This window comes from Morganella morganii (genome assembly GCF_019242955.1).
Lineage (GTDB): Bacteria > Pseudomonadota > Gammaproteobacteria > Enterobacterales > Enterobacteriaceae > Morganella > Morganella sibonii.
Window position 1 is genome coordinate 3,443,684 of record NZ_CP066129.1, and the last position, 11,334, is coordinate 3,455,017.

Consider the following 11,334-nt stretch of genomic DNA (forward strand, 5'->3'; position numbering starts at 1 on the left):
TTCTCAGGCCCCTGTCATACAGGGGCTTTTTTATAGCGAGTTTTTTATAAAGAGTATGCTATGCCCTGGATCCAAATACGCTTAAATTCCACCGGTGCTGATGCCGAAGCTATCGGTGATGAACTGACTGAAACCGGTGCCGTCTCCGTCACCTTTCAGGACAGCCACGACACCCCGATTTTTGAACCGCTGCCGGGGGAAACCCGCCTGTGGGGTGATACCGACGTTATCGGCCTGTATGACGCCGAAACGGATATGAAGGTGGTTGTTGCGCAATTACAGCAGCACCCGCTGCTGGGTGAAAACTTTATCCATAAGATCGAACAGATCGAAGACAAAGACTGGGAACGTGAATGGATGGATAACTTCCACCCGATGCGTTTCGGTCAGCGCCTGTGGATCTGCCCGAGCTGGCGTGAGATCCCCGACCCGGATGCGGTCAATGTGATGCTCGATCCCGGTCTTGCATTCGGTACCGGTACTCACCCGACGACGTCCCTGTGCCTGGAATGGCTCGACGGCCTCGATCTGAACGGCAAAACGGTGATCGATTTCGGCTGCGGTTCCGGTATCCTGGCAATCGCCGCCCTGAAACTGGGTGCAAAAGAAGCTATCGGTATCGATATTGACCCGCAGGCGATTCAGGCCAGCAGGGACAACGCTGAGCGCAACGGCGTATCAGACAGGCTGACCCTTTATCTCTCTGATAAAAAGCCGCAGACGCTCTCTGCGGACGTTGTGGTGGCAAATATTCTGGCCGGTCCGCTGCGTGAACTGGCACCGGTGATCGGTGCACTGCCGCAGGCAGGCGGATTACTCGGATTATCCGGTGTGCTCGCAACCCAGGCAGAGGGTGTGGCAGATGCTTACCGTGACGTCTTTGAGATTGATGAGATTGCCGAAAAAGAAGAATGGTGCCGGATCACCGCAACAAAGCGCGGCTGATATTCTTACTTTTTGGTATATAAATCGTGCGTTTGCGTGATTCAGTGAATATATTTTAAGCAGTTTCACGCAAACGCATTTTATTCTGAAAATTAAATCAGAAAACCGCACAGTATGCTATTTTACGCTAACTTATTGTTACAAAACATTAATTAATAAAATCCGAAAAAAGCAATAAAAAAAATTTCGCCTGAAAGGTCGATTTGCTCAAAGTTTGTCCTTTCATATCTTTGAAAAAATGCGTAATATACGCGCCCTTGCAGTCACAGTATGGCCACACTTCTTCGTCTATGCGTATCGGACAATACCAGTTGAAAAACCGCCTTATCGCGGCCCCTATGGCAGGCATCACCGATCGGCCTTTCCGGTCGTTGTGTTATGAAATGGGTGCGGGTATGGCCGTCTCAGAGATGCTCTCTTCCAATCCGCAGGTCTGGAAGACGGACAAATCGAGATTACGCATGGTACACAGTGATGAGCCAGGTATCCGTTCTGTGCAGATAGCCGGTAATGATCCCGGTGAAATGGCGGCCGCGGCAAAGATTAATGTTGCCGGTGGTGCGCAGGTCATCGATATTAATATGGGGTGTCCTGCCAAAAAAGTGAACCGTAAGCTGGCAGGCTCCGCCCTGCTGCGTTATCCGGCGCTGGTGGAAGAGATTCTGAAAGCCGTGGTTAATGCAGTGGACGTGCCCGTCACACTGAAAATTCGCACCGGCTGGTCACCGGAAGAACGGAACTGTGTCACGATTGCCCAATTGGCCGAGCGTTGCGGTATTCAGGCTCTTACAATTCATGGCAGGACCCGTGCCTGTCTGTTTAATGGTGAAGCCGAATACGACAACATCCGGACAGTTAAGCAGACTGTTGCCATCCCGGTTATTGCCAATGGCGACATTACTGACCCGCTTAAAGCCAGGGCAGTACTGGACTACACCGGCGCAGACGCGCTGATGATCGGTCGTGCTGCCCAGGGAAGACCCTGGATCTTCCGGGAAATCCAGCACTATCTGGACACAGGTAAACTGTTGCCGCCGCTGCCCGGTGCAGAGGTACAACGCATAATGTGCGAGCATGTGCGGGAATTGCATGACTTTTATGGTCAAGGCAAGGGAGCCCGCATAGCCCGCAAGCATGTTTCCTGGTACATGCAGGAACATGCGCCTGATGTTCAGTTTCGGCGCTCATTCAACGCCATTGAGGATGCCGGCGAACAGCTGGAGGCGTTGGAAGCATATTTTGAAAATTTTTTGCGTAAATAAAGAAAAGAGCTGACAGAACTATGTTCGAACAACGCGTAAATTCTGACGTACTAACCGTCGCTACTGTAAATTCACAAGATCAGGTAACACAGAAACCGTTACGTGATTCAGTTAAGCAGGCACTGAAGAACTATTTTGCTCAATTAAACGGTCAGGATGTTAATGAACTGTATGAGCTGGTACTGGCTGAAGTTGAACAGCCACTGTTGGACATGGTTATGCAATACACCCGTGGTAACCAAACCCGCGCTGCCCTGATGATGGGTATCAACCGCGGTACACTGCGTAAAAAACTGAAAAAATACGGCATGAACTAAGTAGTACCGTACAATGCATTGAACCGAAAAGCTCTTTCAGGATGACTGAAAGGGCTTTTTTGTTAATATCAGCACCCCGTCAGCCGGCCGTTTTTATCATTCATTTCATTATCGGTTTATACAGATTAATCTGTAATACACCGCAAAAATACCAACACTCTGTATTTAAAAGATTTTTGATATTATTATCCATCCGGATATAACGTAAAAATAATAGCAGCATTTTTATTCAAAGAAATATTTTCTTATTTCTGAATACGTTATTAACTGGATTATTTTTCAGATTAAAACGAGATATCAGATACTTAATTATTTATTCCGTACCCTGTTTGTCTGTTTAATATTATCAGGGTATAACAGAATATAGCCCCGGTGAATAAAAAACAGGATGTCATATGACAGTATGGATCACTACCGCAGATTGCCCTGCTGTATGCTACAACCAAAACAGTGGCCTGATAGCCAACAGAGATATGTCTTTTTTCGCGTCACAGGCCGGTGTTTCTCCGCTTTATTATACGTTTGATAATACAGATAATACGTCTGACATTATCACACGGGAAAAAATAAACACGTTGTGTGCTCCTGTTTCTGCCGGAGACATCGTTATTGTTCAATATCCCACCTGGGTAAACCGCGATTTTGAGCACTTATTTATTACGGAATTGCTGGCGATGCCCGGTGTGAAAGTTGCGCTGGTTCTCTGGGATGTTTTAATCTGGCTGTGGGATGACCGGGACCGGGATTTTACCCATGACGAAGAATTTTTGCTGATGAACCGGTGTGATCTTATTTTTTCTCCGAATGAAAAAATGTCTGCACGGCTGAGAGAAGACGGCGGAGTGACGACACCGATTATCAGCCTGGGACTGTGGGATTATCAGATTGAAGGAACAATAAATCCGGATAAAGAATACCGCAGGGAAGTGACTTTTATCGGTAATTTACGTAAAACAGATTTCTCATCCTATGACGGAAAAACGATTATCACGCTTATCGGTGATCCGGAAGGGCTGACAGAAACAGAAAAAGCAAAAGAAAATCTGAATGCAGTCGGTTCATATGATAATAATCTGCTGCCCGGAATACTGAATGGCGGGTTTGGTCTGATGTCTTATCAGAATAAAAATAATGTGGCCGAAAAAAGATTCTTCAATGGCGCGGAACGCTATGGTCATTATAACAATCCGCTGAAATTATCACTTTATCTGGCGGCCGGCATTCCGGTCATTGTGGATAGTCATTCACCTCATGCAGAACGGATAAAAAGCGATAATCTGGGATTAATTATTGATGATATTAACGACATCGATGAACTGCTGGATAATCTGACTGAACAGGACTACAGCGAAATGGTTAAAAACGTCGGTCATTACGCCGCGAAACTGAGAACGGGATTTTTTACAAAAACAGCATTGGCAAAAGGTATTAAATATCTCACTGATACGCATTGATTTACCGTGTCCGGTTCCGCCGCCGGACATCATTAAAAAGCAATAACCGGAGTGTTCCGTTTTATTTTCTCTTCCATGATAGCTGCGGATATTTCGCCGGACAGCGAAGCATTGATTTTTCTGTCCGCTAATATCTCCGCCACAACAGCCAGAATTATCAGGAAAACGAAATGGACACACTGCAACAGGTATTATACCGGTCATTACAGACCGTTCAGACAGACAATTCCCCGTCACTGACGCAAAGCGGACAATTACTGAACTTTGCGCCGTCACAAATTCCGCAATTGCAGGCAGACCTGCAATATCTGTACGGAAAGGCGCTGCCGCGTTTTCCTGATCCGCAGGATATCAGCCTTAAGCTGACAATATTGCAGCGCCTGCACCGGCAAATCCCTGCACAAAACGGTATTTTATGGCAGCATTTCCGGGAGAGTGCAGCGCCCGCAGATGACGGACTGCTGACAGATGAGGTGCTCCGCTGGCTCTTCACCCGTATCTCTGCCACCAGCCATACCTGAACAAAAAACGCCTTTTCTGAGCAACAGCAAAGGCGTTAGTTACGGATAGTTACCGGGTCCGGCAGGGGTTATAACGGCAGACGATTCCGGTTCACAAACACCATCCCGCTTTGTGCCATATAAATGGCGCCGTCCTGTTCTGCCATTTGACGTATCCGGTTGGTGTCGACTGACAGAAATTCAAAATTGTATCTTTTCAGATGTTCAATCCAATATTCCGGTGGCTGCAAATTCACATGGTGATAGCCGCCCTGTCCCGGTAACGCATGGGTCATAACCAGGATTCGCCCGCAGGCAAACGAGTTCAGGATATGATCAATAAACATCTCTTCAATATGTTCAACGACTTCCTGACAATGAACCAGATCCACACGGCACTGAACGGAAGAACGGGTCAAATCAACCTTCAGAGACGGGTACAGTGAGTTTTCAACATTGGATTCCAACCCTTCCACTGCCAGCGTCTGCAAGCCGGAGCGATGAAAATAATCCGCCGCGTAGCCCATACCGGCACCGATATCCAGCACAGAGTGCAGCGCAAAACGTTTAATCAGATAATCCCACACTGTCGGTGAATAGGTATGCGGGTCTCCCTCCAGGATATTCCCGCCCAGGTGTTCATCCTCACCATAACCACAATTTACGATAAAACCGGACATTTATTGCTTCCTTTTCAGTCAATTTCCGGGTCGCGCACGACATACAAAAACAGCCGGCAGCCAGATGTTTGTTATAACTAAACGATCAAACAGCAACAAGCGGAGTATTCTGTTTGTTCTCATGATCTACTGCTTTTCATCAAACCAGGGCTGCTGAAATAAACGGACTATCAATGCAAGATTTTCCTGCCCGACAGCGGCCGCAACTTCATCACACAATCCGGTTTTGATCGCTTCATAAGCGTCGTAGCATTGCTGTCCGAGCGGCGTCATTTTCACACCCTTGAGTTTTTTGCTGCCCTGAACATCAAAAATGGTGATCAGCCCTTTCTCTTCCATCTGCCGGATGAATTTATGAATCGCCTGGCGGGAGATGGTCACCGTGGCAGAAATATCCGCCACGGATACCGGCTGGTCATACACCCTCGATAAAATGTACCACTCCGAATTACTCATGTGAATTTCGCTCCGGACATTCCAGAGTGCATCAATCCGCTCGCGGAGCAGCGTGTGCCGCTCACTGATAAGGTCAATAAAATCAAGGTCGTTCAATGCAATTTTCACGTGATCACCTCTTTCCTTTTTGTGCAGTATACCAAAAACACATCGTCAACTTAGTTGACCATTGTCGCAAAGTACGTTACTTTCCACATCGTCAACCTGGTTGATGAAATATAGGATAAGACTGTGACAAAAGAGGCAACAATACAGGTACGCCACCCGAAAATGATGCTGAGCGTACTGATGGCCGGGACATTTACCGGTCTGTTCGGGGAAACCGCATTAAATATGGCGCTCACCAATCTGATGAGCCAATTCTCTCTCTCCGCCGGTCAGGCGCAATGGCTGGTGACCGGTTATCTGCTGACACTGGCGGTATTTGTGCCGGTATCAGCCTTTCTGGTGCGCTGGTTTAATACCAGAGTTCTGATCCTCACGGCGCTGTGCGTTTCACTCGCCGGTTGCCTGATTGCCGCACTATCACCCGGTTTTGTGGTGTTACTGCTCGGACGGGTTATCCAGGCTGTCGGTACCGGCGTGATATTGCCCGTGATGATGAGTGCGGCATTACTCATTTTCCCGGTCTATCAGCGCGGTATGGTGATGGGGATGGTGGGTATTGCGATCACGCTGGCACCCGCACTGGGGCCGACCATTTCCGGCTTTATTATCACCCTGTTCAGCTGGCATGCCATCTTTTGGCTCAGCGCGCTGGCCTACGCCGCGATTATTGTGCTCGCCCTGAAATCTATTGCGCCTATTGGTGAAATCACACGGCCGCGGATTGATATTACATCTCTCCTGCTCTCATCCGCCGGATTCAGCGGTCTCATCTACGGGCTGGCGATCCTGGCTGAACACAGCCTGAGCGATCCTGCCGTCTGGGGCTCTCTGCTGGCCGGGGTGATCTGTCTGGGTCTTTTCGCCCGACGCCAGACACACATGTCCATGCCGATGATCCACCCGGATGTTTTCCGTAATCCGCTGTTTATTATTGGTCTGCTCATGATGATCCTGAGCATGATGAGTGTGCTGTCTGCTGCGATTATCCTGCCGGTCTTCCTGAAAGATGTGCTGATGCTGAGTGCCGCAATGGCCGGGATTCTGCTGTTACCGGGCAATATTATCAATGTGGTGTTCTCACCGCTGATCGGCTTTCTGTATAACCGGTTTGATTCGCGTCCGTTTGTGGTCTGCGGCTCCCTGTTTATGCTGATGAGTGCGGCGTTGTTTCTGTATTCTGTCGGTGAAAATGCGCCGGTATGGCAGATTGTCGCCGCCTTTATGCTCCTGTGCCTGGGTGTCACCTGTGTGATCATGCCCGCGCAGACTACCGCGATGAGCGCTCTGCCCGCCCGGCTGTATGCGGACGGCTCTGCGGTCTGGAATACTTTTTATCAGGTGGCGGGAGCGGTCGGCACAGCATCAGCCATTACCCTGATGTCTTTTTACCGCGATGCGGCATTGGCGCAACAGACAGCTACTGCTGCACTGGCTTCCGGTATCCACGCTGTGTTCTGGTTTATCCTTCTGCTCGGCCTGTTATCACTGGTTTTCGCCTTCTTCCTGAAAAAACCGCATCCGCACCATGATGCGACGTAATCACCTGAACTCATTCTGATGGCTGCTCCGGCAGCCTTTTTTCATTATTTATCGCTATTTATACCTGTTTATAACTGCCGTCATCAGCACACATACCATTCATGACGGTAATAATTATCATTCAATGAGATATTGATTTATGACTGCACATTACCGTACTTCCCTGTTCCGGCTCTCTCTCGCCGCTTTACTGGTTGCCGGCGTCTGCCATGCCGCTGAAGATGAAATCGTCGTCACCGCCGCGCCGCCTGCCATCAGCCCGCTGAGCAGTAACGGCACTTACCGCGCCACACACAGCGACAGCGCCACCAAAACCGCCACACCGCTGAACAAAGTCCCGTCCTCTGTTTCGGTAGTCAGTGAAGAGGAAATCACCGCCCGCAATCCCGCCACTCTGAAACAGGCACTGGGATATACCCCCGGCGTGGTGACCGGTACGTCCGGCAGCTCGTCCGTTTTCGACAGTGTCATGATGCGCGGCTTCCATAATGTCAGCCAGAATATTTACCTTGATGGTCTGAAAGTTCAGGGGGATATGTATGCGGAGAGCCGGATGCTGCCGGAATTTATGCAGCGGATTGATGTGCTGAAAGGCCCGGCGTCGGTGCTTTACGGACAATCCAACCCGGGCGGCGTCGTTACCATGACATCCAAACGCCCGCAGATGACCCCGCTGCGGGAAATCCGCTTACAGGGAGGGAATCACCATCTGTGGCAGACCGGGTTTGATCTCAGCGATGCCCTGAATGATGAGGAAACGCAGGCGTACCGCCTGACCGGAACACTGCATGATCAGCATCAGCAGCAACAGGGAGAGCGGGAACGGTATTACGCCTTACAGGGTTCTTATCTCTGGCAGCCGGACGAAGCAACATCCCTGCTGCTTACCGCTCAGGCCATGAATGCCCCGCGCAACGGCTATTACGGCTGGCTGCCGCGGGAGGGGACAGTTGACAGCGGTGCCACCGGGAAATTACCCGTTGGTTTTAATGAAGGTGAACCGGGCTATAACCGCTTTGAACGGCAGCAGCGGCTGATCGGCTGGCAGTTTGATCATACATTCAATGATAACTGGTCGCTGCATCAGGGATTGCGTTATCAGCACATCAGCACTAACTGGCGCACCATTTACGGCAGCGGATTATGCAGCAGCAATCCGGCGGCCTGTTACGGCGTATCACCGCAAAATCTCTCCTCTTCCCTTGCCCGCAGCCATATCCGTAATGACGAACGTCTGTCCGGCCTGGTGACCGACACTCATGTCATTCACAATACCGGCGGCCACGGCTGGCATAATACCCTGATGGCTGGTGTGGATTACTCACAGCTTCGCAACCGGATGACCAATGAGATGGGTGTTGCCGCACCGCTGGATCTGCGATCCCCGCAATACGGTAATCTGACCGTGTTACCGCTGGCAGACAGCGGCACGGTGAATAAAAATCATCAGACCGGGATTTATGCCCAGGATCAGTTTTTCCTGGATGACTGGACATTCACCCTCGGCGGCCGCTATGACGAAAATACCAGTAAATCCCGCAGCCACGATAACCTCAGCGGCACAGACAGCACGCATCACCAGACAGACAGGGAATTTACCTGGCGCGGTGGTGTGAACTATCAGTTGCCTTATGGTTTCTCCCCGTATTTCAGCTACAGTGAATCCTTTGAGCCGAGCACTGCGGCTACTGTCAGCGGAAAACCGCTGTCACCGTCACGCGGAAAACAATATGAGGCCGGACTAAAATACTTACCGGATAATGCTGCGCTGTCTGCCACACTCGCCGTGTATGAGCTGACCAAAGACAATAACCTGCACCGTGATCCTCTGAATCCGTTTTTCAGTGTTCAGGGCGGGAAAATCCGTTCACGGGGAATTGAGCTGGAAACCAAAGCGGCACTGACCTACAACTGGAACCTGATTGCCGGCTATGCCTATACCGATACCCGTTTCCGTCAGCAACAGGAGAATGCCAATCATCACCCCGCGATGGTACCGGCGCACACCGCTTCATTATGGACGGATTATACCTTTGACAGTACTCCGCTCAGCGGCCTGACTATCGGCGGCGGCGTGCGTTATAACGGTAAAACACAAGGGGATGATGCCAACAGCTTCACCGTTCCGGCTTATACCGTGGCGGATATGATGCTGAGCTACCGGCTTGATAACCTCCCTGCTCTTGAGGATGCGGAAATCGCGCTGAATATCAATAATCTGTTCGATAAACATTATGTCTCCGCCTGCTTTACCGATGCGGCATGCAGCTGGGGCAATGATCGTCAGATAACCACCACACTGACGCTTCACTGGTAACAGGCATAAAAAAGGGGATTCCGTATGACACCGGAATCCCCGAAAAGGCGGGATCACTAAGAGAGACCGCTGCCCGCCGCAGCGTACTGCGTATCAGGACTGTTTCATTGCCTGTACAAAAAATTCATCACTGTAAGCCTGTGCGAAATGGAAGGATGCCATCCGCTCAGCCAGACGGAAGAAGGCTTCCACTTCCTGTGCATTCAGGATTTTCCGGTCACGGATACGGGTTTCCAGCTCAGCCAGAGCGTTATGGGATAAGCGGGTCACCTCAGGAAGATCAAATCCGGTTAAGACACCGTTTTGTTTGCGGATCACACCATCGGCTAATACGGTATCGACATCACCGGCGTGCGTCATCTGTACCACGCTGCCTGCTGCATGCACCGGTGCCACAAAACCATCCCGGTGGCGGATAATAATGATGTCTGCTTTTTTCCCGGCCACCAGGGAGCCAATCTCGTTTTCCAGCCCCAGTACCTGTGCCGCACCAAGCGTTGCCCAGTGCAGGGCTTCACGGATTGTCGGGGTAATTTCAAACGGCATGGTATCGCGCTGGTGTACTTTCTCATTCGCCAGTGCCCGCTCGATTTGCAGTGCCATATTCATCTGAGTGAACAGGTCATCCGTTGTCACACCGATGAAATCCGTACCCAGCGCAAACGGAATACCAAACTCCGCACACGGCTGATAAGGCAGGAAACCCATCCCCATCTGCAACTCACTGGACGGCGTACTCGCCACATGACCGCCGCTTTTGGCGATCAGTTTCCAGTCTTCGCCGGTCAGCCCGTTACTGTGGGCGTGGATATGCCCCGGCAGTAATAAGCCGTGATCATCCAGTTCACGCAGGCCGCGCAGCAGAACCGAGGTTTTGGCGGCACCTGTATGGGAAGCGTGCTTCAGACCGAGTTTATCCGCCAGACGGATTTGTTTTGCCGATTCGGCAAACGGTACAGTACCGGGATCAGAAATCAGCATACCGGCAGACAGGCGATCCTGATCGCGGAACAGAGTTTCTGAAATCTCGCGGGCGCAATCACGCCGTTCATCCATGGACGCAAATCCGGCAGGTTTAAAATCATACACCTGCATACCGTAACCGTAGACACCGCGGATACCACTGGCTTTCATTGCCGCAACCGCATTAGCGGCATGTTCCGGTGAATTGACACAGTCATTCACCTCATAAACGGTGGTTGTACCGGCGTTCAGGGCGCTGATATTACCGTTCAGGACAGCGGCATACATATTATCTGCTGTCATCATTGCGCCGAATGCATGGAACGTATTGATAAGAAATGCCGGTAACGACTCTTCCGCTGAAACACCGCGGAACAGTGCCATCCAGTTATGGCGGTGAGCATCGATCATGCCGGGAGTAACAATAGCCCCTTGTGCATCAATGACCTGCGCATCGGTATGATGATCAAATGCCTGTATATCCGCGCTGATTGCGCTGATCCGGTTGCCCTCGATCAGTATCGCGCCGTTGATAATATCGCCGGTGGCCTCATCCATAGTGATGATTGTGCCGCCACGAATAATTTTTTTATTATTTTCCATTCTGGCCTCTCTGGTTGATTTTTAAAAGTGTACTGAACAGTACATTACAATCTGATTATAAAATCAACCTGTAAATCGGCAGCATAAAATGCATGTCATTTCCCGGGGCTGAAGTCCGTTAATTCTCTCCGGCGACATAAAAAAGAAAATAATTCTTATTTTTCAGCAAAATATCCCATGATTTCTGACA

Annotated in this window: 10 protein-coding genes; 7 read left to right on the top strand and 3 right to left on the bottom strand. The window is 50.2% G+C overall.

What is annotated here, in order from left to right; genetic code table 11:
• Nucleotides 1-60 precede the first annotated feature (60 nt).
• The 5 genes from prmA (at nucleotide 61) to JC793_RS16255 (ending at nucleotide 4,499) form a co-directional block, all read left to right on the top strand.
• Nucleotides 61-945 carry a 50S ribosomal protein L11 methyltransferase gene (prmA, locus tag JC793_RS16235; protein WP_218426681.1) on the top strand — a complete coding sequence of 295 codons (885 nt, stop codon included), beginning with the start codon at nucleotides 61-63 and terminating at the stop codon, nucleotides 943-945.
• A gap of 290 nt (nucleotides 946-1,235) precedes the next feature.
• Entirely contained in the window at nucleotides 1,236-2,207 is a 972-nt protein-coding gene (gene dusB / locus JC793_RS16240; protein WP_046893026.1) for a tRNA dihydrouridine synthase DusB, read from the top strand.
• A 20-nt stretch (nucleotides 2,208-2,227) separates the two neighbouring features.
• Nucleotides 2,228-2,524 carry a DNA-binding transcriptional regulator Fis gene (gene fis / locus JC793_RS16245; RefSeq protein ID WP_004240545.1) on the top strand — a complete coding sequence of 99 codons (297 nt, stop codon included), beginning with the start codon at nucleotides 2,228-2,230 and terminating at the stop codon, nucleotides 2,522-2,524.
• 395 nt (nucleotides 2,525-2,919) lie between these two features.
• Nucleotides 2,920-3,978, top strand: coding sequence for a glycosyltransferase (locus tag JC793_RS16250; protein ID WP_218426682.1), 1,059 nt, complete (start codon nucleotides 2,920-2,922; stop codon nucleotides 3,976-3,978).
• A 170-nt stretch (nucleotides 3,979-4,148) separates the two neighbouring features.
• Nucleotides 4,149-4,499, top strand: a complete 351-nt coding sequence (locus JC793_RS16255; protein WP_166708554.1) for a hypothetical protein — start codon at nucleotides 4,149-4,151, stop codon at nucleotides 4,497-4,499.
• Nucleotides 4,500-4,567: 68 nt separating this feature from the next.
• Here the strand turns inward: JC793_RS16255 and JC793_RS16260 are convergent, their stop codons facing one another.
• Together JC793_RS16260 and JC793_RS16265 are read right to left on the bottom strand one after the other, a co-directional pair.
• Nucleotides 4,568-5,158 carry a class I SAM-dependent methyltransferase gene (locus JC793_RS16260; RefSeq protein ID WP_166708555.1) on the bottom strand — a complete coding sequence of 197 codons (591 nt, stop codon included), beginning with the start codon at nucleotides 5,156-5,158 and terminating at the stop codon, nucleotides 4,568-4,570.
• Nucleotides 5,159-5,284: 126 nt separating this feature from the next.
• Nucleotides 5,285-5,722, bottom strand: coding sequence for a MarR family winged helix-turn-helix transcriptional regulator (locus tag JC793_RS16265; RefSeq protein ID WP_107678584.1), 438 nt, complete (start codon nucleotides 5,720-5,722; stop codon nucleotides 5,285-5,287).
• A 123-nt stretch (nucleotides 5,723-5,845) separates the two neighbouring features.
• Between JC793_RS16265 and JC793_RS16270 the strand changes: the two genes are divergently transcribed.
• Nucleotides 5,846-7,261: a DHA2 family efflux MFS transporter permease subunit gene (locus tag JC793_RS16270; RefSeq protein ID WP_247717268.1), complete on the top strand. Its 1,416-nt coding sequence runs from the start codon at nucleotides 5,846-5,848 to the stop codon at nucleotides 7,259-7,261.
• A 139-nt stretch (nucleotides 7,262-7,400) separates the two neighbouring features.
• On the top strand, nucleotides 7,401-9,578 hold the full coding sequence (locus JC793_RS16275; protein WP_166708556.1) for a TonB-dependent siderophore receptor: 2,178 nt from the start codon (nucleotides 7,401-7,403) through the stop codon (nucleotides 9,576-9,578).
• Nucleotides 9,579-9,671: 93 nt separating this feature from the next.
• Here the strand turns inward: JC793_RS16275 and JC793_RS16280 are convergent, their stop codons facing one another.
• Nucleotides 9,672-11,144: an amidohydrolase family protein gene (locus JC793_RS16280; protein WP_046893032.1), complete on the bottom strand. Its 1,473-nt coding sequence runs from the start codon at nucleotides 11,142-11,144 to the stop codon at nucleotides 9,672-9,674.
• Nucleotides 11,145-11,334 lie beyond the last annotated feature (190 nt).

Coding starts and splice junctions, on each gene's coding strand:
- prmA (WP_218426681.1), top strand. CDS start 61: ATGCCCTGGATCCAAATACGCTTAAATTCCACCGGTGCTGATGCCGAA.
- dusB (WP_046893026.1), top strand. CDS start 1,236: ATGCGTATCGGACAATACCAGTTGAAAAACCGCCTTATCGCGGCCCCT.
- fis (WP_004240545.1), top strand. CDS start 2,228: ATGTTCGAACAACGCGTAAATTCTGACGTACTAACCGTCGCTACTGTA.
- JC793_RS16250 (WP_218426682.1), top strand. CDS start 2,920: ATGACAGTATGGATCACTACCGCAGATTGCCCTGCTGTATGCTACAAC.
- JC793_RS16255 (WP_166708554.1), top strand. CDS start 4,149: ATGGACACACTGCAACAGGTATTATACCGGTCATTACAGACCGTTCAG.
- JC793_RS16260 (WP_166708555.1), bottom strand. CDS start 5,158: ATGTCCGGTTTTATCGTAAATTGTGGTTATGGTGAGGATGAACACCTG.
- JC793_RS16275 (WP_166708556.1), top strand. CDS start 7,401: ATGACTGCACATTACCGTACTTCCCTGTTCCGGCTCTCTCTCGCCGCT.
- JC793_RS16280 (WP_046893032.1), bottom strand. CDS start 11,144: ATGGAAAATAATAAAAAAATTATTCGTGGCGGCACAATCATCACTATG.